This is a genomic window from Huintestinicola butyrica, assembly GCF_025567215.1.
Lineage (GTDB): Bacteria > Bacillota > Clostridia > Oscillospirales > Ruminococcaceae > Huintestinicola > Huintestinicola butyrica.
Genome location: NZ_JAOQKB010000011.1, coordinates 16,461 through 36,887 on the forward strand (window position 1 = coordinate 16,461; position 20,427 = coordinate 36,887).

Here is a 20,427-nt window from a genome sequence, read left to right on the forward strand (position 1 = left end):
GGATATTTTATGGAAGATATAATTTCTGCCGAAAACCTAACGTTTTATTATTCCGAGCCTGCGGACGATGACGAGCCTCAGGCACAGGTAAATAAGATACTCGTTTTTGACGGACTTGACCTTAAAATAAAAAAGGGAAGCTTTACGGTCATTCTGGGGCACAACGGCTGCGGAAAATCCACCCTTGCAAAGCATATGAACGCTATTCTTCTGCCCTGCGGCGGAAAAATGTATGCGGCAGGCTTTGACACATCGGACGAAAGCAGGCTTTTTGATATAAGAAAGCACATCGGAATGGTTTTCCAGAACCCCGACAATCAGATAGTTGCTTCCGTTGTCGAGGAGGACGTGGCGTTTGCTCTTGAAAATATGGGCGTTCCTCCCGCTGAAATGAGAGTCCGTGTAGATGAGGCTCTTAAAGCCGTGGGAATGTACGAATACCGTGAGCATTCGCCGTCACAGCTTTCCGGCGGTCAGAAGCAGCGTGTTGCCATTGCGGGAATAATCGCAATGCGCCCCGACTGCATCGTTCTGGACGAGCCTACAGCAATGCTTGACCCTGCGGGCAGACGAGAGGTCATGAAGACCATTCGCAGGCTCAACCGTGAAAACGGTATAACCATCATACTCATAACCCATTATATGGACGAGGCTGCTCAGGCAGAAAGAGTCGTTGTAATGGACAAGGGCAAGATAATACTTGACGATACGCCCTCCGAGGTGTTCTCTCATGTGGATATGCTGAGAGAGGTGGGACTTGACGTTCCACAGGTGACGCAACTCATGTACCTGATGGATCACAGCGGTTTTGAGGGTGCCGATACTCACATCATCAACGAGGAAGAGTGCGCAGATTACCTGTATTCATTGCTTTCAGCAAACAGATAAATGAAAGTTTTAATCTCATTTTAATCAATGTTACTGCTGTTATTTAAGAGTAGTATGTTATATTTGTACCGATGAGTGAGATCATCAGACAAAATTTGATCGAAATGAGGAATGATTTATGGTATTGCTTTCACTTCTTACAGGTATTATCCTGCTTATAGTTGCAGGTGTTACAATAGTTTCAATGCTTTCGGGCGTAGGGGTACTGCTGTTCTTCTGCATTGCGGCTATAATCTGCGTTCTGTGCGGACTGGGAATGCTTATAAAGCTTCTGGGAAAAGGTGTTTTCTCGCTTCTTAAATGCGTGATATTCCTTATCCTTATGCTTGTCCCCGCAATAAACATCATCGCTCTTATAGCACTTTGCATCATCTGCATAAGATCACTTCGCAATAACTGAGACAGGAGCAAGGGGGAAAAATTATGGGATTTGCAGTAATTTTAATTGTTACCATAGCGCTGGTAATATTTTTCTGTATGGACTGTGCGGGAAAAATAAACAGGCAGGCAGAGGGCACTGGAGTTATATATCTGGCAGTGCCTATGCTCCTGACAATTATTCTTTGTATTTGCTCATTCAGATGGAAAAGCGAAATAGATATATTTGACTCCATAGACGAGTACGGATATTTCTGGGAGAGCAAGTTCAAGGATATCCTTGCATTTGCGGGAATGTGTATCCTTTCCATACTGCCCGCTGTTCTCTCCGTTATCGGTTGCGTAAGACTTGCCCTTCACAACGGCAAAACAAAGGAGCAGCAGATGTTCGGCTCACCTGACGATGATATACACTGCCTGTCTGTGTGGTCAAAAACATCAACGGCCCTCGGCGCTGTATGTACCGCTGCATTTTCTGTTTTTGCTGCCATAGCGGCGGTGAGCGCATTCAGCTTTGCGGCTGTAAGCAGTCTTAAACTTATTGCTGCCACAATACTTATCGGCTGCCTTACATTCGGCATAGGCTTTATCGTAATGGCTGTTCTGTTCCCAATGTGGGTGTTGATCGTGGGCTTTCACACCATAATGTCGTCTCTGCCCATGGTACTTGCGGCAGGTGTCAGCGGAACAGCACTTATAGTATTTCAGGTGATGTCGGCTGTTTTCATGTCGGCGCAGGTGAAAAAGCTGGTTGAAAACGGCAGCATAACAAAGAAAAAGGCTGCACTTTATATATTTCTTTCACTTCTTCCCGTGGTCAGCATCGTGAATGCTGCACGGATTAGCAAAAAGCTCTCTGTCGGCGCATAACCGACCAATTTATCAGGAACATTATCCGCAAGGAAATGTATCCGCCTGGAGGATAACAGATGTCTGTAATTAGAACCGAAAATCTCACTTACACCTACAGTCAGGGGACGCCCTTTGAAAAGACTGCGGTGAAAGATGTTAATATCGAAATCGAAGAAGGAGAGCTTGTGGGCATCATCGGCCACACAGGCTCGGGTAAATCTACCCTTATCCAGCACCTTAACGGTCTGATAAAGCCCACTTCGGGAAAAATATTCATTGACGGAGCTGACATTCATGACAAGGATATCAAGCTCCGTGATGTTCGTTTTAAGGTAGGTCTGGTTTTTCAGTATCCCGAATACCAGATATTTGAAGAAACTGTTTATAAGGATATCGCTTTCGGCCCTACAAATATGGGGCTTGACGAGGGCGAGATTGACAAGCGTGTAAGAGAGACTGCGAAGCTGGTTGGCATTGATGACAGCCTGCTGAACAAGTCTCCTTTTGAGCTTTCCGGCGGCCAGAAGAGAAGAGTTGCCATTGCAGGCGTTATGGCAATGCGACCCAAGGTGCTCATTCTGGACGAGCCAACGGCAGGTCTTGACCCGAGAGGCCGTGAGATGATACTGGGTCAGATAAAGCATTATCACGAGGAAACAGGCTCCACGGTGCTGCTTGTTTCCCACAGCATGGAGGACGTGGCAAGATTTGCTCAGAAGATACTTGTTATGAACAAGGGCGAAGTATTCTGCTATGACACGCCCCCTGCGGTATTTGCACGGGCTGACGAAATCGCAGCCATCGGTCTTTCTGTGCCCCAGATCACGAAGGTCTTCTCTATGCTCAGAAGCAGAGGGATCGACATAAGGGGCGACGTTTACACCATTGAATTTGCCATGAAAACTATAAACGAATACCTTGCGGCAAAGGGAAAGGCAGGTGAGGGCAATGCTTAAAGACATTACCATCGGTCAGTATTTTCCCGGTAACTCCTTTGTGCACAAGCTTGATGCCCGCTTCAAGATACTGATAACCGCTCTCTTTATCGTAATGATATTCACGGCGGATAATTTTGCAGGTCTGTTTTTATCTCTGCTGTTCTTTGTTATTGCATTCGCAGCTTCAAAGCTCTCACTCAAACTTATTGTAAAGAGCATGAAGCCTATTATCCCAATCATCATATTCACCTCAGTGCTGAATATCTTCTTTATTGACGGCGTTACCGTATTCAAGATATTCGGCATAAGGATAACCGATAACGGACTTATCACATCGGGATACATGATAATAAGGCTCATAGCCCTTATCTGCGGCTCCTCACTGCTCACCTATACCACGTCTCCCATTGTGCTGACAGACGCTATCGAGCAGATACTGAAGCCTCTTTCAAAGCTGAAATTTCCCACCCATGAGCTTGCTATGATGATGACAATAGCTCTGCGGTTTATCCCCACACTTATTGAGGAGACTGACAAAATAATCTCCGCCCAGAAAGCAAGGGGAGCGGATATGGACAGCGGAACAGTTATCCAGAGGGCAAAGGCTCTTGTGCCTATACTTATCCCGCTTTTTGTATCGTCATTCAGGCGTGCGGAGGAGCTTGCTCTTGCTATGGAATGCCGCTGCTATAACGGCGGTGAGGGCAGAACAAAGCTCAAAACACTGGTATCGGGCGGAAAGGATTATGCGGCTCTGTCTGTGACCATGCTTTTCCTCGGCGGAGTGCTTCTCATAAATATGGGCAGGGTCATTCTGTGAGGTGCTTATGGCTGACAAACGCAATATCAAAGTAAAGATAGCCTACAGAGGCACAGCATACCACGGTTTTCAGCGGCAGGAAAATTCCGTTGCGGTGCAGAATGTGGTAGAAGGCGTTTTATCCCGTCTCACGGCTGCTCCTGTATCGGTAAACGGCTGCTCCAGAACAGACACGGGAGTTCATGCGAATGAATACTATTTCTCATTTAATACAGAACATTCTATCCCGTGCGAAAACATTATCCGTGGAATGAACAGCCTGCTTCCCGATGATATTTCCGTGCTGGACTGTGAGGAAGCTCCCGCTGATTTTCATGCACGCTATTCCTGCACGGGCAAGGAATATATCTATAAGATACTGAACAGAAAAGTACGTGACCCATTTTTATACGATCTGGCTTTTCATTATCCCTATCCTATGGACACAGACATCATGAACGCCGCTGCCGAGAGAATAGTAGGCACACATGATTTTCTGTGCTTCTGCGGAGCGCTGGGCATAAAGGAAAATTCCGTAAGAACGGTGACAAAATGCGATGTATCACGTGAGTGCGAAATCGTTACCGTGACCGTAAGAGGAGACGGTTTTCTTTACAATATGGTGCGCATAATCGTAGGCACACTTATCTACGTGAATGAGGGCAGACTCAAGCCTGATGATATCGACAGGATAATCGCAAGCCGTGACCGCAATCTGGCGGGCTTCACCGCAAAACCATACGGCTTATATCTTAACAAGGTCTTTTACTGAAAGGAGAGGGAATATGGCAGTCACCGATATTTCGGAGCTGAGAAAAAAGCGTCAGGCTAAGAAAACAAGAAATCTCATCATTAAAATATTCATTGTGCTGCTTATCTGCGGTGCTGCACTTGTGGCGGTATTCACCAAGGATATGTGGTACCCGTACCTTAACGGCGTGCTGACCACTATCCCCGAGACAGTTCAGCCCGAAGCCTCCTCCGCAGAGCTTGCAGAGGGAAAATTCCCCATAAAGGTCGAGGGCGGTCTGGGCTACCAGCTTATGAGCATCGACAACTGCATTGCCGTGCTAGATGACTCACAGTTCCATATCTACAGCAGTGACGGAAAGGTGATGAACGAAAGGCAGCACACCTATGCAAATCCTCTGCTGTGCGTATCAGGCAGCAAGGCTCTCATCTATGACGAAGGCGGACGTGATTTCAGCCTTGAAAGCAAGTACAAGACAATTTATGAAAAAACTGCCGATGATATTATCTATATCGCAAAGCTTTCAAGCTCAGACTATGCGGCTGTGGTAACAAAGTCGGATAAATTTCTGGCAATGCTGAAAATTTACAACGCAAACGGCGAGCCTATTTTCACATACTACAGCTATGACAGCCGTATTATCAATGTTACCTTTACCAACAACAGCGCAGGCTGCATCGTAACAGTTCTCACGGCAGAAAACGGCCAGCTAGTTTCAAAAATGATACGCTTTGATTTTTCCGACACAGACCCCAAGTGGGTCAGCGACGGCATTCCAGCTCTTGCGCTGGATACAAGGTTCACTTCCGACGGCGGCATAATCATGATAGGCGACACCATGTCCGCAGGCTTTGACTCCGAAGGAAATATAGTTTCTCAATATTCCTACGACTACACCATCGAGGACTATGACTCAAACGGCGAGATAACGGGCGTGCTTACCATAAATTCCGACCTGAGGCGCACAGCTCTCATAACCTTCAGCGGCTCCAACTGCACGTCGCCCATAACAACTGTTCTTGACGATGATGCCGAAAAGGTATTTGTTGACGGCTCCAGCGCATATATTTTAAGCGGAGACGGAATAGATGTTTACACAGCAAACGGTCTCAACACAGGCAGCATAGCCCTCGAGGACACTTATGATGACTTGTGCAGGAACGGAAAATATATTTACCTTATGGGTTACGACACTATAAACAGGATAGATTATTCCGACTGATGCAATGCCAAAAATCTCACAGGAGAGGAGAACCCACGCAAATCAAATGCGTGAATGATAAATTTTAATGAGTGCTTATATTTACGATATCGCCCTGCTGCTTATAATGATAGTATGTATAGGGCTGGGGTATAAAAGGGGAGTGCTCAGGACAATTCTGAACTGTGTTTGCTTTGTTATCGCTTTTGCAATAGCGTCTGTTCTGTCATCGCAGTCGGTAACGACCTATGTGTATGACAGATATCTGCATGACAAAGTGCAGCAGCGCATCGACACGGTTGTGCAGGACGTTAAGACCAAAGCACAGGATGAGATACGTGACAAGGCAAATGAGCTGGCAGACGAGATAATAGAAGAAAGCTTCGGCGACAATGAGTTTATGAAGCAGTTTGCAGGGGATATCATTGATGACGGAGGAAAGCTTATTTCCGAAAGTATCCCCAAATTGTATAATTATTTGGGCATAGACCTGCGAACACTATTGACTAATCCGCAAATTAGTGATAAAATAAAAGCTATAACCGAAAAGTACGGCGATGTTATAGCCGATGAGCTTAACAGCCGAATGCCTCTCGGGATAAAGGTCGATAAGGCTTACGTAAGGGATATGCTGTCCGATGAAAACGCTGTGGAAGCGATATTCACCGAACTTTGGGGTATAAGATCCGAAAATGCGGAATATAATGGCATTGCGGATTATCTGGAGCAGATCGTTGTAAGACCTGCCTGCATACGCTTTCTGGGAATGATAATATGGGCTGTGGTGTTTGCACTGTGCAGTCTGGTGCTTCATCTCATTGTAAGAGCGGTGCTTGTTGTAAGGAAATTACAGCCTATAAAGGCCTGCGACTCCATATTGGGAGCGGTGGCAGGCGCAGCGGCAGGTGCTGCCGTTATTGCGGCGTGCTGTATGCTTATTGTCCTCGCCGTGCGATGGACAGGCGGAACAGAGTATATGAATGAAGATATTTTCTCCCATACTCTCGTTTTCGGCAGGATATATGATCTGATGACAGAGCTTAAAATTTAATGTGCGTTTATTCGTACAGAAAGGATGGAATTGCAGTAATGCGTTGCAGCAGATGTAAAAAACGTGAGGCTGTGGTGTTCATTCAGTCCATGCAGGGCGGCGAAAAGCATAGCGAGGGCTTATGCCTTGTATGCGCAAGAAAAATGAACATCCCGCAGATAAAAGAATATATGGATCAGATGGGTATAACAGACGATCAGCTGGAAGAATACGCTGACGCTATGACTGATCTTTCAGATAATATTGATTCCGATATGTTCAAGATGGGCGGAACAAACTCCTTGCCCAACTTTTTCAATGCACTGTTCAATGCGGCAAAGCCCACGGACGAGCAGAACATGACCGCCGAGGAGGCTCCCGGTCAGGGCGCTGATGCCGATATTCCCGACAGCGTGGGCAAAGGCGACGGCAAGGGAAGCAAGGACAAGAAAAGAAAGTTCCTTAACTCTTTCTGCACCGACCTTACCGCCCGTGCAAAGGAAGGCAAGCTTGACAGGATAATCGGAAGAGACAAAGAGATCGCCCGCACCATTCAGATACTCTGCCGCAGGCAGAAAAACAATCCCTGCCTTATCGGTGAACCCGGCGTCGGCAAAACTGCCATTGCAGAGGGTCTTGCTCAGAAGATAGCAGCAGGGGAGGTACCTTTCCAGCTGACCAACAAGGAAGTATTTCTCCTTGACCTGACTGCTCTCGTTGCGGGAACTCAGTTCAGAGGTCAGTTTGAGGGCAGAATAAAAGGCCTTATCAACGAGATAAAGACAGAAGGCAACATTATCCTCTTTATCGACGAGATACACAATATCGTTGGCGCAGGGGACAGCGAAGGCTCGACCATGAACACAGCCAATATCCTGAAGCCTGCTCTCAGCCGTGGCGAGCTGCAGGTAATAGGCGCTACTACCTTTAAAGAGTACAGAAAGTACATTGAAAAGGACAGCGCACTTGAAAGACGTTTCCAGCCTGTAACTGTTAACGAGCCTACCATTGAGGACACAGTTGAAGTGCTCAAGGGCATAAAGGGCTATTATGAAGAGCACCACAGAGTGAAGATCAGCGATGAGCTGCTCAGAATGTGTGCTGTTTTATCCGAAAGGTACATCAACGACAGATATCTTCCCGACAAGGCTATCGACCTGCTGGACGAGGCCTGCGCAAACCGCAGCATCAGAAGCATTGAGCTTTCCAACGAGCATGATATGAAGAAAAAGGTATCTGACCTGGAAAAAGAGATAAAGACTATAGAGGACGGCGACGAGCCTGATTTTGAGGCGCTTGCCGAAAAGAAATCTCTCCTTATCCGTGAGAAGAACGAGCTTGACGATCTGGACAAGAAAATTGAAAATATCAATGTTGAGGATTCCGACCTTGCAAAGGTAATTGAGCTTTGGACAGGTATCCCAGCAAACAAGATTGAAGAGACCGAGTTCAAAAAGCTTGCCGCACTTAACAGTGAGATGAAAAAGCGCATAATCGGTCAGGATAAGGCCGTTGACCTTGTATGCGAAGCTATAAAGCGTTCAAGAGTTCAGCTCACAAAGCGCAGACGTCCCGCTTCATTCATTTTTGTTGGCCCCACAGGTGTAGGAAAGACCGAGCTTGTAAAGGTTATCAACGATGAACTGTTCAACGGAACTGACACGCTTATCCGCCTTGATATGACCGAGTATATGGAAAAATTCTCCGTTTCCAGCCTTATCGGTTCACCTCCGGGATATGTGGGCTATGACGATGCAGGCGAGCTTACCGAAAAGGTTCGCAGGCACCCTTATTCCGTTATCCTTTTTGATGAGATCGAGAAGGCTCACCCCGATATCATGAACCTGCTGCTCCAGATTTTGGACGAGGGTCATGTAAAGGACGCTCAGGGCAGATCTATAAACTTTGAGAACACCATAATCTGCATGACCTCCAATGCAGGCAGCTCTGACAAGACAACAGGTCTGGGCTTTAACAAGACAGAGGGCGATATTTCCCGTGAAAAGGCAATGAAGGCTCTGTCCGAGTTCCTGCGCCCCGAATTTCTGGGCCGTGTTGACGAGATAGTCGTGTTTGATCCTCTCTCAAAGGAAAGCTACGCTGAAATAGCAGGTCTTATGCTTACCGAAATGAAGGATCCTCTGTCAGAAAAGGGCATTGAGCTTAAATATGACAAGCGTGTTCCGGCTGCCATTGCCGAAAAGGCATACGGCAAGAAGTTTGGTGCAAGAGATATCAGAAGCGTTATCCGCTCCGAGATCGAGGATAAGATAGCTGATATTATCGTCGAAAGCGCAAGCAAGCCTGTAAAGACTATAAGGATATCCGCAAAGAAGGACGGTATCGAGGTATCGTCATCTGAATAACCAAATCAAAATTGCTTCCGTGCATATGTTCGGGAGCAATTTTTATAGCTATATCGCTATACTTTATTCACAGTATGTATTATATTACAAAAATATCTGCACATTTTCTACAAAAATGGATTTGACAAAATAGTGAAAATATGTTATGATTATCAAGTGGGATCAGGAAAATTATTGTAATTTATCCTGGTAATAAAATAAATATACAGAACGGTGGTTGTGTGCAGATGGATTTTGCAGAGTTTCAGAAAATGCTGCTGGATAGTCTCAGAGATGACAACATTAAGAGCCAATTTTTAAAGCTTTTAAGTGATGACGGTGTGGCAGCGGAAATCGAACGCTACGAAAATCTTGTAAAAGAGCTGGAGGAAAAGCTTGCAAAGTCCTCCAAGGAAGCAGAAGAAAAGTACAGCAGTCTGCTTTCTGAATTTAATGATTTGTCAGGTACATCGGCTGCCGTTAAGCTTGAATCTGAAAATAAAGATAAGCGCATCGCAGAGCTTACCGAAAATATCGCCAAGCTCACCTCTTCCGAAAGTGACAGCGCTAAAATCGCATCCGACAGGATCGCAAGACTTACCAATGAAGTTGATTCTCTCAGGAATGAAGCAGGCGAAAAGGACAAACGCATTGCAGAGCTTACCGCTTCCGAAAATTATCTCAAGGCTCAGCTTACAGCAAGCAGCTCCGCTGCCGATGATATGAGAAAACAGCTCGAATCCACAGGCTCCGAGAAGGATTCCGAGATCGGCAGACTTAATGAAAAGCTTGCTGCCGTTACATCTGAGTTTGAAACTGTCAAGGCTCAGAACGAAGCTGACAAGCAGAAGGCTCAGAATGACAGCGCAGAGATCGAGCGCCTTAAAAAGGAAAATGAAGAGGCTGCCGCACAGCTGGCTGAGGCTGAAAAGAATGCCGCATCCGCAAAGGCAGAAATTGAAAACAAAAACGCAGAGCTTGAAAAGAAGATATCCGAGCTTGAAGCCAAGATCACAGACTTTACCGCTGATATCGAAAAGGCAAAAGCAGAGATCAGCAGCAAGGATAAGACCATTGCTGAGCTTAACAGCAATGCCGATGCAAAAAATGCAGAGCTTAATGCTAAGGTAGCTGCTCTCACAGCTGATCTGGCTGCCGAAAAGAGCAAGTACGAAAAGCTCAGCGGCGAAGTTGATACATACAAATCCGAGATCGAAGCAAGTGCTGCAAAGCTTAAGGATACTGAAGCCAAGCTTGCAGAAGCACATGAATCCATCACTCAGAAGGACAGCACTATCACTTCTATGAACACTCAGCTCCAGGGTATGCTCATTCTCCGCCAGAAGATAAACGAGTATGCAGAAACCGCAAACGCATATGCTGAGGAAGTGGAGAACGCAAGAAATATTCTTGCCGAGAGAGATAACACCATCAGCTCCCTCAATGAGCAGATAACAGCTCTCAGCTCCCAGAACAGCGAGCTTGCAGCTAAAACAGAGCAGTACAGCGAAGCTATCAATACAAAGAATACTCAGATCGATGAGATAGGCAAGTATGCAGAGTCCCTCAAGAATCACGCCGAGGATCTTTCCAACCGCATTCTTGAATGCAATGCAGAGATCACTCAGAAGACCAACGAAGTCAATGAGCTTAAAAAGGATATCGACGCATACAACCTCACTTTCGGCGACCTTACACAGGTATTTGAAAAGTACCAGAACCTTACTCCCGCTACCAAGGAAGGCCTCAAGGACGTATTCAATGAGGATCTTAATGTAAGAAGCTTCCTCTCCAGCGGCGCTCAGTGGGGTCATATCCAGGCTCTTTGGGAATACACTCAGCAGAAGATAAATGCAGAGGATTTCTCCGATGTAGGAACTCTCAACGAGATATTCGCTTACTTCCTGGATTTCCACAACAGCAGCTATCCTTCACCTCTGTACGCACTGCTTGACACCAAGCCCGGTGACGCATTTGATGAGGATCAGCACACCAAGATAATGACCAGAGAAGAGCGCAAGGCTGCATTCTTTGACAAGAAGAAGGCAACTGTTGAAGGTCCTATCAAGGAAGTTGTTCTTTACGGCTACAAGAACCTGAAAAACGGCAGAGTTCTCAAGCCATCTATTGTAAGAGTATAATAATATTTGCGGCAGTCTTGAAAAGGCTGCCGCATTTTTAGAACCTGTCTTCATAAGAAATGTGTGCGGATTTTCGAGCATAATTTTGTTGCAGAGTAGGCAAAAATCCGCAGGCGGGCTTTCGCCCGGCAAGGATTTTTAACGCAGTCTGCGGCAAAATTTGCCGAAAAGACGTGCGCATATGCTTGTGAAGACGGGTTCTTATATTTTCACTGCCATATTCTGTATAGCTTTCTGCCTGCATTTACAGCTTGAATAAACTCCGTTTTCATGTTATAATTAAATCAATCCGAAAGGGTAGAGCGCTGACCCGTCGGAAATAAATGAAAGGAGATAATCAAGAATGTGCAGTTTTAACTTTGGAAACATCAACTGCTTCATGGACTTCATCAAGTCTTGCTTCGGCGGCAACTGCTGATAAGCTCTGACAAACATTAACATAAATAACTTAGAACATAGGCTCAGATATGCACCGTTTCCCTGAGGTGTATATCTGAGCGATTTTTATTTGTACGGTTGATTTTTCGGACGAATTATAGTATAATTGATACATAGCTTATAAAGGAGGGGCAGCAATGCAAAAGGAAGTCAAGATGCAGGATATAGCCGACAGGCTGGGGATAAGCGTTGTTGCGGTCTCCAAAGCGCTAAGCGGAAAAAGCGGCGTCAGCGAGGCTATGCGTGCAAAGGTCTGCCGCACAGCCGAGGAACTGAACTATGTATATAACCCACGCCGTAAATCTGTTCAGGGCGAGCTTACGGGAAATATCTGCGTGCTTGCTTCCACAAGGTTCATTGACGCTGACTCCTTTTATCTAAAATATTATAAGCACATATCATCCCTGCTCCAGAGCAGGGGACGATACGCATTTTTTCATACCATATCATCTTCCGACGAGGAAAATCTCATATATCCCGAGCTGTTGACCCCAGGCAGAACAGACGGAGCAATAATTCTGGGTCAGATGTCAAAGGCATATATCGAGCTGATAACCTCAAAGAATTTTCCTGTGGTATTTCTGGATTTCTATGACGACAGAAAGGATATCGACTGCATCATAAGCGACAGCTTTTATGCTTCTTACGATATTACCAACTATCTTATAAACATAGGCCACAGAAAGCTTGCTTTTGTTGGCTCGGTAAAAGCTACCAGCTCCATTCAGGACAGATACTTAGGTTATGTGAAGTCGCTTATGGAGCACGGGATACACGTAAGCTCAAATTACGTCCTTGATGACCGTGGTGATGACGGACTGATGGTCCCGATCCGTCTGCCTGTGGATATGCCAACGGCGTTTGTGTGCAACTGCGACGGCACGGCATATGAGCTTATAAAGCAGCTCAACCGTGAGGGCTATCGTGTGCCGCAGGATATTTCGGTAACTGGCTTTGATAACTCAATGTATTCGGATATGTCCGAGCCTAAGATAACCACTATCGAAGTAAACACGGAGCAGATGTCCTCGCTGGCAGTAGATACTATCCTGAAAAAAATCGAAAATCCGTCCTATAATATCGGCAGAATGCCTGTGGGCGGCAGGATAATCTATAAAAACTCGGTGCGCTCCCTTATATCCGACAGCATAAGATAACCAATTTGGTAAAATTAAATAGTATTATGCGATAAAAGTTAACTTTTTTAATAAAAATGATGCTTGCAGAAAAGTTAAATATATGAGATAATTATTATAGATAACTATTTTCTATTATTTGTGAAATGAGGTATTGCCAATGTCCCATCAGATGGTAATTGTTCTCGACTTCGGCGGTCAGTACAATCAGCTTATCGCCAGACGTGTGCGTGAGTGCGGCGTGTACTGCGAAGTCAAATCCTATAAAACTCCCCTCGAACAGATCAAAGCGATGAATCCTGTAGGTATCATCTTCACAGGCGGTCCCAACAGCGTTTATCTTGAAAGCTCTCCCACTATCGGAAAGGAGATCTTTGACCTTGGCATTCCCGTTCTCGGTATCTGCTACGGCTGCCAACTCATGGCGCACGTTCTCGGCGGAAAGGTATCTACCTGCATAACCTCTGAATACGGCAAGACCGAGACTGAATATGACAAGTCCTGCGTACTTTTCGGCGGCGTTGACGGTATGCCCGAAAAGGCTGTTTCATGGATGAGCCATACCGACTATGTTTCTGAGCTTCCCGCAGGCTTCAGAGCAGTTGCTCACACTGAGAACTGTCCCGTTGCCGCTATGGAAAACAAGGAAAAGAAGCTTTATGCCGTTCAGTTCCACCCCGAAGTTAACCACACTCAGTACGGTGTAAAGATGATTGACAGCTTCCTTAAAAATGTATGCGGCTGCACAGGCGACTGGACCATGGGCAACTATGCTCAGACCGCTATAAAGGATATCCGTGAAAAGGTTGGCGACGGCAAGGTGCTTCTGGCACTTTCAGGCGGCGTTGACAGCTCCGTTGCAGCAGCTCTTCTTGCAAAGGCTGTAGGGGACAAGCTCACCTGCATTTTCGTTGACCACGGCTTTATGAGAAAGAATGAGGGTGACGAGGTAGAGGCTGCTTTCGCAGGCTGGGGCATCAATTTTGTAAGAGTTAATGCCAAGGATCGCTTCATGGCAAAGCTGAACGGTGTATCAGACCCAGAGACCAAGAGAAAGCTTATTGGTGAGGAGTTTATCCGAGTATTCGAGGCTGAGGCAAAGAAGATCGGCAAGGTGGATTTCCTCGTTCAGGGCACAATATATCCTGATATCATCGAAAGCGGCGCAGGCGATGCTGCCGTTATCAAGTCTCACCACAACGTAGGCGGACTGCCTGATTATGTTGATTTCAAGGAGATCATCGAGCCTCTCAGACTTCTTTTCAAGGACGAGGTTCGTGCTCTTGGCCGTGAGCTTGGTCTTTCCGATGTTCTCGTTGACCGTCAGCCCTTCCCCGGCCCCGGTCTTGCTATCAGAATCATCGGCGAGATAACTGATGAAAAGCTTTCTATTCTCCAGGACGCTGACTTTATCTTCCGTGAGGAGATTGCCAAGGCAGGTCTTGACAAGAGCATAAATCAGTATTTTGCAGTGCTCACCAATATGCGCTCCGTAGGCGTTATGGGTGACGGTAGAACATACGACTACACTCTTGCGCTGAGAGCTGTTACCACTACCGACTTTATGACTGCTGACTTTGCTAAGATCCCTTACGAGGTTCTTGAGACTGCCGCTGCAAGGATCGTAAACGAAGTAAAGAGCATCAACAGAGTTGTGTATGATGTTACCACAAAGCCCCCCGCAACTATTGAGTGGGAGTAATTAGAGTCCGATTCTTTAACTGTGTAAATGTCGAAAGATGTCATAGCCGCTCTGTCATTATATCATAAAAAATGTCGCTGTCAAGGTTAAAATGAATGTCGAAGACAACCTTGACAGCGACAATTTTTATGATTTCTGGCAATTAAGCGGTTGTGCCGTCGTATTATGTCATAACGTGAGACACATTTCAAAAATCACAACCGAAAAAAATCACAGTACCCGTTGTGAGTGCTGTGATTTTGAACTGCTCGATAAATTGGAATTTATTTTGGCAAATCATCTTCCGCTTTAAAATTCACATTACTGCCATCGATCGAGATTGTGATCGTGTAGTTATAGATTATACCATCTTCTGTTTCCAGCTTAAATGTTACCGCACCACCTCCGAGATACTGAAAATCAGGTTCGTCAGACATTCTTGCATATGTGCCATACTGTTGAAAGTATCCGTCTGCATCAAAGAACGCAACATTGCTTGATTGCTCCTTATCGTTCCGGAAGAGTACTGCACCAACACGGTCACTGGCATGATCTGGAATTAAAACACAGTCTATGTATTCCCAATCTGTTTCTTGCACAAGAGAGAACATAGACACAATATCTTGTTCAGACCAGATTTTTCCTCCATTCAGATTACTGATATCTGTATTCTGAACCGGATTGCTGGCAGAATCTGATGTTTCTGGCATGGCGTCTTTGCTGCTACAGGCGGACATTCCTAATACACAAACCGTCATGAAAATAAAAAGCAATGCTCTCTTCATATGAATACCTCCTCAAATTCCGATTTGTCGAGCAGACATATTCAATCTGCTGTTAAAGGCATTATACCATATCAAAAGATAGATTGTCAAGTCAAGTGCAACAAAATCAACGAAAAAATTTATAAAGCACTTCGAGGGGAGTACGAAAACCAAGGCGTTTACGGGGACGATTATTGATGAGATCAACAATATGCTGAATAGATTCAATAATGAAATGCGACAAGACATCATTCTGCGTATATGACAGCGGATTCAGGAAAGAATGGGAATGGGCGCTTAATATCAGAAGCGTTATTGTTTTCGGCAGGATCCGTCCTGTGACCGACCCTGACCTTGCTAAGAAAATATGCAGAAAACTGTGTTATAAATTCACTGATGATGAGAGCTATATCAAGCATGAGCTGAAATTCTCAGGGCCGAATGTGCTTTGTCTGAAGCTTATTCCAGAACATATCACGGGAAAATTAGTAAACGAATCATAACAGCATAAAAAAGCAGCCCTTTCGAGCTGCTTTTTCTTATATATTAGAGTTTGTAAATATCAATTTTTCTCTGCATAGCACTTGAATGCGCTTTCACCTGCCGCAAGGTCGCTGCCGTCCTTTTTCATGGTAAATTTACTTATCAGAGGGCAGATGATAAGCGATGAAAGCATTGTAAATGAACCGCAGTTAAGGGGAGACATAATGTTCAGCTTCCAGCCCATTGCCTTTACACTCTCAACAAGTCCGGGGAACCAGCCCATGCTGAACATAACTGTATGCAGCACTGTCACACCAACGCCCCATACGAAGCACACGCCAACTGCTGTGCGGGATATCTTCTTAGAGAAAAGTCCCCAAAGGAAAGGCGCAAGGAACGCACCTGCCAGCGCACCCCATGAAATTGACATCAGCGTGGAAATGTATGCGTTCTTGTTCATGGCAAGAATTACGGAAAGTGCAAGGAACAAAACGATGAATACTCTTATCACAAGTATCTGCTGCTTGTCGGTCATATCCTTTTTGTAAGGCTTTATCATATCAATGGTCATAGTGGAGCTTGATGTAAGCACCAGAGATGAAAGAGTTGACATAGATGCGGAAAGCACCAGCACGATAAGTATTCCAAACAGCAGCTCGGGAAGAGCCTCTGTCATCATTGCGGGAATAATAGTGTCATACTGGAGTTTACCTGCGGCAGAGGTGCTTACGAAATTCTTGGTGGTATCCGCAGGGTCGGTGGTGGAATAAATGCGTCCGAAGCCGCCGAGAAAATATGAGCCGCCTGCTACGACAATGGCAAAAATGGTGGAGATAATGCTTCCACGCTTAATTGCAGCATCGTCCTTGATAGCGTAGAACTTCTGTACCATCTGAGGAAGTCCCCATGTTCCGAGAGAGGTAAGAATTACTACTCCGAAAAGGTTAATGGGGTCAGGGCCGAAAAGGGAAGTGTATGTACCTGTGTTTCCGCTGTTGTCGGGTATCTGTGAAAGGGAGCTGACAGCTTCTGTAAGTCCGCCCTTGTGAGCCAGAACGCATACGACTACAGATGCAATGCCTATGAGCATGATGATTCCCTGAACGAAATCATTAAGTGCAGTAGCATGATATCCACCGAGAATTACGTATATTGCGGTGAACAGCGCCATCGCCACGATACAGGCGGAATAGGGTATATGGAAAGCTGTTTCAAAAAGACGTGACAGACCGTTATAAACGGAAGCTGTGTAGGGGATAAGGAAAATAAAAATGATTATCGCCGAGGAAAGCTTCAGCGGCTTTGACAGATATCGCTTTTCAAAGAACTCGGGCATGGTAGATGTCTGCAAATATTTAGACATTATTCTTGTGCGCTTTCCAAGCAGGAACCACGCAAGAAGTGAGCCGATGAACGCATTTCCCAGACCTATCCATGTGGATGCCAGACCGTATTCCCAGCCGAACTGTCCCGCATAGCCAACAAAAACTACCGCCGAGAAATAAGAAGTTCCGTATGCAAATGCTGTGAACCAAGGGCCGATGCTTCTTCCTCCAAGAACAAAATCATCCACGTTGGAAGTCTTTTTACGGCAGTAAATGCCTATGCCTACCATTATCGCCAGGTAAGCGATCAGTGTACCCCAAAGAACCATAAAAACAATCCTTTCATTTTCCTTTTATTTTATTGCATAATAGCTTTAAATCATACATACTTTAAATTTGCTTGACTTTAAATCATTAAAGTGCATATGGTATAATTTTTCGGGGATATTGTGAGGAATATCCCCGAAATAATGATAGATCAGATCACATATTATAAACGTCAACAGCGCTTAAAAGCTCGTGCTCACCCGACAGGACAGCTTCTGCCTTGTCATTGTCAGACGTTTTGATAACTATAGCAGCATTTTCGCCTGATGTAAGCGCATACATATACTTGATATCTATGCCGTTTTCGGAAAGCTGACCACTGAGCCCTTTCAGTGCGCCGAAATGATGGGGGAGCTTAACAGCTATAACATCACCAAGCACTGCTGAGAAGCCTGATGCTGCCAGAGCATCCACCGCTGCGGCAGGCTGTGAAACTATCATTCTGAGCATTCCGTACTCACCTGTGTCAGAAAGGCTGATACATATAATATTGATATTTGCTGCGGACAGTGTTTCGGTGACTTCCTCAAGCCTGCCCAGTCTGTTTTCAATAAAAACCGTAAGCTGTTTCATTTGCACTCAATTCCTTTCATAAGATCAGTTCTGACCTTTTCTGTTATCGGTCACACGCTTTGCCTTGCCCTCAAAGCGCTTGAGAGTGTTGGGAGATTCCAGCTGGATAACAGCGTCAAGACCAAGCATTACACGAAGAGCTGACTTGAGCTTCAGGCGTATCCTTTCAAGCTCTGCATAATCGTCGGTCATCTTATCGGGAGCAAGTTCTACTCTGATAGTAAGAATATCCGAGTGATTCTTTCTGTCAACGATTATCTCGTAATGAGGACCTATTTCCTCAGTCTTGAGCAGGACCTCTTCGATCTGGCTGGGAAATACGTTTACGCCCCTGATCTTGAGCATATCATCTGTTCTTCCGCTGAGATTTTCCATTCTTGCAGTGGTTCTTCCGCACTTGCAAGGCTCGTACATAAGACGGGTAATATCTCTTGTGCGGTATCTGATAAGCGGCAGAGCTTCCTTGGAGAGGCAGGTAACGACCAGCTCGCCCTTTTCGCCTGCGGGGAGAACTTCGCCTGTTTCGGGGTCGATTATCTCGGCAAGGAAATGATCTTCATTGATGTGCATTCCGCAAAGCTCGGTACATTCGCCCGAAACACCTGGGCCAATAAGCTCGCTCATGCCATAGTTCTGTGTAATGGTAAGATTATCGCCGTAAAGCTTGTGCATCTCATCTCTCATAGCTTCGGTAAGCAGCTCGCTTCCAACAAGAGCTGTTTTGAGCTTCAGGTCAGTTTTGGGGTTAAGACCCATCTGAGTAGCCACCTCGCCGATACGGAGAGCATAGGAAGGTGTTGCAACCAGCAGAGTTGTACCGTAATCCTTCATGTACATTATCTGCTTTTCGGTGTTGCCTGTGGAAGAGGGGATAATGCAGGCACCTATTCTTTCAAGGCCGTTATGTAAGCCCAGCGCACCTGTGAACATACCGTATCCGAAGCATATCTGACAAACATCGCTGCTCTCCGCACCGCCTGCCACCGCAAGCCTTGCAACACATTCAGCCCACGTTTCCAGATCCTTTTTAGTATATCCTACAACAGTTGGCTTGCCTGTAGTTCCCGATGATGCGTGTATTCTTGCAAGCTGGCTCTTATCCACAGCAAAAAGACCGAAAGGATAGTTGTCACGCATATCCTGCTTGGTTGTGAATGGGAGACGCTTCAGGTCATTGAGGCTTTTAACGTCCTCAGGCTTGATGCCTGCTTCGTCCATTTTTGCACGGTAAGGCGCAACCTTTTCATATACCGTTGAAACGACCTTTTTCAGCTTTTCAAGCTGTATAGCTTCGATCTCTTCACGAGAAAGAGTTTCTTCCTTTGCCCAGATCATTATATCAGCTCCTAAATTCAGCAAATTAAGTATTTTTTATAAAAAAACTAAAACACGTTAATTTTACCATAAAATAGAAGCAAAGTCAACCTTTTTTATAAAAAAAACAAAAAATCTTACAGTGCAGTTCCTTTAGCAGGGATATACAGCGATGAGATATCTGCACCCTCCAGCTTAAGAAGCCTGAGCTTTTTATCTGTTCCGCCTGCATATCCCGTAAGATTTCCGCCTGCGCCAACTACTCTGTGGCAAGGCACGATAAGCGTAACAGGATTATGTCCCACAGCGCCTCCCACCGCCTGAGCCGACATTTTGGAAACACACTTTTGCTTTGCCATGATATCGGATATCTCACCGTATGTCATGGTATGACCGTAGGGGATAGTCAGCAGGATATCCCAGACTGCCCTGCGGAAAGGCGTTCCCGATAATTTGAGCGGCGGGGTAAAATCAGACTCTTTGCCGCCAAAATAAATATCCAGCCACCTTATCGCTTCGTCAAACACAGGAATATGCTTTTCCTCATGCTGTTTGGAAAGAGTTGCTGCAAAATATTTCTGTCCGTCAAACCAAAGCCCCGTAAGACCATCTTCACAGCCTGCCAGCGTAATGCCGCCAAGCGGGGAGTTATAATGATATGTATATTCCATGTTATTCACCGTTCTAACCGTATTTTTTCATATCCACACAGCCGTTTTCCTTAAATTCCACGCCCTCGTTTTCAAGCAATGAATGCTGCTCATCAAAACCCGGAGCAAGTCTGCCTGCGCTGTTAACGACTCTGTGGCAGGGATATTTTCCGTAATATTCCGCCATGCTCAGCACCTTGCCCACAAGACGTGAATTTTTCTCTCGACCGATAAGGCGTGCTATCTGACCGTATGAAGCGACTTTACCCTCAGGTATCTCCTCAACTGCGGACAGTATTTCATATATCAGCTCATCATTCAGTACACCTGACATAATTTTTCTCCATAAATTTTGTTATCAGCGCTTATTTTTGGGCGCATAATCCTTCATTCCCTCAACAGCGCCGCCCGAT

The 20,427-nt window shown here is 45.6% G+C and carries 19 protein-coding genes; 13 read left to right on the forward strand and 6 right to left on the reverse strand.

Features of this window, described 5'->3' with window-relative positions; genetic code table 11:
* The first annotated feature begins 9 nt into the window (after positions 1 to 9).
* The 12 genes from OCV68_RS11105 (at position 10) to guaA (ending at position 14,599) form a co-directional block, all read left to right on the forward strand.
* Positions 10 to 888: an energy-coupling factor transporter ATPase gene (locus OCV68_RS11105; RefSeq protein ID WP_262572662.1), complete on the forward strand. Its 879-nt coding sequence runs from the start codon at positions 10 to 12 to the stop codon at positions 886 to 888.
* A 118-nt stretch (positions 889 to 1,006) separates the two neighbouring features.
* The gene (locus OCV68_RS11110; protein WP_022476064.1) at positions 1,007 to 1,288 is read left to right on the forward strand and encodes a hypothetical protein; all 282 of its coding nucleotides are present in this window, start codon (positions 1,007 to 1,009) and stop codon (positions 1,286 to 1,288) included.
* A gap of 23 nt (positions 1,289 to 1,311) precedes the next feature.
* Positions 1,312 to 2,136, forward strand: a complete 825-nt coding sequence (locus tag OCV68_RS11115; protein WP_262572664.1) for a hypothetical protein — start codon at positions 1,312 to 1,314, stop codon at positions 2,134 to 2,136.
* 59 nt (positions 2,137 to 2,195) lie between these two features.
* A complete protein-coding gene (locus OCV68_RS11120; protein ID WP_262572666.1) occupies positions 2,196 to 3,074 on the forward strand; it encodes an energy-coupling factor transporter ATPase in 879 nt (292 codons plus the stop codon).
* On the forward strand, positions 3,067 to 3,876 hold the full coding sequence (locus tag OCV68_RS11125) for an energy-coupling factor transporter transmembrane component T family protein (RefSeq protein WP_022476067.1): 810 nt from the start codon (positions 3,067 to 3,069) through the stop codon (positions 3,874 to 3,876). The genes OCV68_RS11120 and OCV68_RS11125 overlap by 8 nt, the downstream gene beginning before the upstream one ends.
* 7 nt (positions 3,877 to 3,883) lie before the next feature.
* Positions 3,884 to 4,627, forward strand: coding sequence for a tRNA pseudouridine(38-40) synthase TruA (gene truA / locus OCV68_RS11130; protein ID WP_262572668.1), 744 nt, complete (start codon positions 3,884 to 3,886; stop codon positions 4,625 to 4,627).
* A 13-nt stretch (positions 4,628 to 4,640) separates the two neighbouring features.
* Positions 4,641 to 5,828, forward strand: coding sequence for a DUF5711 family protein (locus OCV68_RS11135; protein ID WP_262572670.1), 1,188 nt, complete (start codon positions 4,641 to 4,643; stop codon positions 5,826 to 5,828).
* Positions 5,829 to 5,895: 67 nt separating this feature from the next.
* Positions 5,896 to 6,858, forward strand: coding sequence for a CvpA family protein (locus OCV68_RS11140; RefSeq protein WP_262572672.1), 963 nt, complete (start codon positions 5,896 to 5,898; stop codon positions 6,856 to 6,858).
* A gap of 38 nt (positions 6,859 to 6,896) precedes the next feature.
* A complete protein-coding gene (locus OCV68_RS11145; protein ID WP_262572674.1) occupies positions 6,897 to 9,203 on the forward strand; it encodes an ATP-dependent Clp protease ATP-binding subunit in 2,307 nt (768 codons plus the stop codon).
* A 221-nt stretch (positions 9,204 to 9,424) separates the two neighbouring features.
* Positions 9,425 to 11,323: a coiled-coil domain-containing protein gene (locus OCV68_RS11150; protein ID WP_262572676.1), complete on the forward strand. Its 1,899-nt coding sequence runs from the start codon at positions 9,425 to 9,427 to the stop codon at positions 11,321 to 11,323.
* Between the two features lie 575 nt (positions 11,324 to 11,898).
* Complete coding sequence (locus tag OCV68_RS11155; protein WP_262572678.1) at positions 11,899 to 12,918, forward strand: LacI family DNA-binding transcriptional regulator; 1,020 nt, start codon at positions 11,899 to 11,901, stop codon at positions 12,916 to 12,918.
* A 139-nt stretch (positions 12,919 to 13,057) separates the two neighbouring features.
* Positions 13,058 to 14,599 carry a glutamine-hydrolyzing GMP synthase gene (guaA, locus tag OCV68_RS11160; RefSeq protein WP_262572680.1) on the forward strand — a complete coding sequence of 514 codons (1,542 nt, stop codon included), beginning with the start codon at positions 13,058 to 13,060 and terminating at the stop codon, positions 14,597 to 14,599.
* Positions 14,600 to 14,862: 263 nt separating this feature from the next.
* On the opposite strand, the gene OCV68_RS11165 is transcribed toward guaA, so the two are convergent.
* On the reverse strand, positions 14,863 to 15,363 hold the full coding sequence (locus OCV68_RS11165) for a hypothetical protein (RefSeq protein WP_005930729.1): 501 nt from the start codon (positions 15,361 to 15,363) through the stop codon (positions 14,863 to 14,865).
* A 209-nt stretch (positions 15,364 to 15,572) separates the two neighbouring features.
* Here OCV68_RS11165 and OCV68_RS11170 point away from each other — a divergent pair, with 209 nt between their 5' ends.
* Positions 15,573 to 15,845, forward strand: coding sequence for a pyridoxamine 5'-phosphate oxidase family protein (locus OCV68_RS11170; protein WP_262572685.1), 273 nt, complete (start codon positions 15,573 to 15,575; stop codon positions 15,843 to 15,845).
* Between the two features lie 59 nt (positions 15,846 to 15,904).
* On the opposite strand, the gene OCV68_RS11175 is transcribed toward OCV68_RS11170, so the two are convergent.
* From OCV68_RS11175 to OCV68_RS11195, 5 genes are all read right to left on the reverse strand, one after another.
* Entirely contained in the window at positions 15,905 to 17,479 is a 1,575-nt protein-coding gene (locus OCV68_RS11175) for a sodium:solute symporter family protein (protein WP_022476078.1), read from the reverse strand.
* Between the two features lie 154 nt (positions 17,480 to 17,633).
* Entirely contained in the window at positions 17,634 to 18,050 is a 417-nt protein-coding gene (locus OCV68_RS11180) for an amino acid-binding protein (RefSeq protein WP_262572688.1), read from the reverse strand.
* Positions 18,051 to 18,074: 24 nt separating this feature from the next.
* Entirely contained in the window at positions 18,075 to 19,385 is a 1,311-nt protein-coding gene (locus OCV68_RS11185; RefSeq protein ID WP_022476080.1) for a phenylacetate--CoA ligase family protein, read from the reverse strand.
* Positions 19,386 to 19,501: 116 nt separating this feature from the next.
* A complete protein-coding gene (locus OCV68_RS11190; protein WP_262572691.1) occupies positions 19,502 to 20,035 on the reverse strand; it encodes a methylated-DNA--[protein]-cysteine S-methyltransferase in 534 nt (177 codons plus the stop codon).
* 13 nt (positions 20,036 to 20,048) lie between these two features.
* Positions 20,049 to 20,348: an MGMT family protein gene (locus OCV68_RS11195; protein ID WP_262572693.1), complete on the reverse strand. Its 300-nt coding sequence runs from the start codon at positions 20,346 to 20,348 to the stop codon at positions 20,049 to 20,051.
* Between the last annotated feature and the right edge of the window lie 79 nt (positions 20,349 to 20,427).

Coding starts and splice junctions, on each gene's coding strand:
- OCV68_RS11135 (WP_262572670.1), top strand. CDS start 4,641: ATGGCAGTCACCGATATTTCGGAGCTGAGAAAAAAGCGTCAGGCTAAG.
- OCV68_RS11140 (WP_262572672.1), top strand. CDS start 5,896: ATGAGTGCTTATATTTACGATATCGCCCTGCTGCTTATAATGATAGTA.
- OCV68_RS11165 (WP_005930729.1), bottom strand. CDS start 15,363: ATGAAGAGAGCATTGCTTTTTATTTTCATGACGGTTTGTGTATTAGGA.
- OCV68_RS11155 (WP_262572678.1), top strand. CDS start 11,899: ATGCAAAAGGAAGTCAAGATGCAGGATATAGCCGACAGGCTGGGGATA.
- truA (WP_262572668.1), top strand. CDS start 3,884: ATGGCTGACAAACGCAATATCAAAGTAAAGATAGCCTACAGAGGCACA.
- OCV68_RS11180 (WP_262572688.1), bottom strand. CDS start 18,050: ATGAAACAGCTTACGGTTTTTATTGAAAACAGACTGGGCAGGCTTGAG.
- OCV68_RS11190 (WP_262572691.1), bottom strand. CDS start 20,035: ATGGAATATACATATCATTATAACTCCCCGCTTGGCGGCATTACGCTG.
- OCV68_RS11175 (WP_022476078.1), bottom strand. CDS start 17,479: ATGGTTCTTTGGGGTACACTGATCGCTTACCTGGCGATAATGGTAGGC.
- OCV68_RS11170 (WP_262572685.1), top strand. CDS start 15,573: ATGAAATGCGACAAGACATCATTCTGCGTATATGACAGCGGATTCAGG.
- OCV68_RS11120 (WP_262572666.1), top strand. CDS start 2,196: ATGTCTGTAATTAGAACCGAAAATCTCACTTACACCTACAGTCAGGGG.
- OCV68_RS11105 (WP_262572662.1), top strand. CDS start 10: ATGGAAGATATAATTTCTGCCGAAAACCTAACGTTTTATTATTCCGAG.
- OCV68_RS11125 (WP_022476067.1), top strand. CDS start 3,067: ATGCTTAAAGACATTACCATCGGTCAGTATTTTCCCGGTAACTCCTTT.
- OCV68_RS11115 (WP_262572664.1), top strand. CDS start 1,312: ATGGGATTTGCAGTAATTTTAATTGTTACCATAGCGCTGGTAATATTT.
- OCV68_RS11110 (WP_022476064.1), top strand. CDS start 1,007: ATGGTATTGCTTTCACTTCTTACAGGTATTATCCTGCTTATAGTTGCA.
- OCV68_RS11195 (WP_262572693.1), bottom strand. CDS start 20,348: ATGTCAGGTGTACTGAATGATGAGCTGATATATGAAATACTGTCCGCA.
- guaA (WP_262572680.1), top strand. CDS start 13,058: ATGTCCCATCAGATGGTAATTGTTCTCGACTTCGGCGGTCAGTACAAT.
- OCV68_RS11145 (WP_262572674.1), top strand. CDS start 6,897: ATGCGTTGCAGCAGATGTAAAAAACGTGAGGCTGTGGTGTTCATTCAG.
- OCV68_RS11185 (WP_022476080.1), bottom strand. CDS start 19,385: ATGATCTGGGCAAAGGAAGAAACTCTTTCTCGTGAAGAGATCGAAGCT.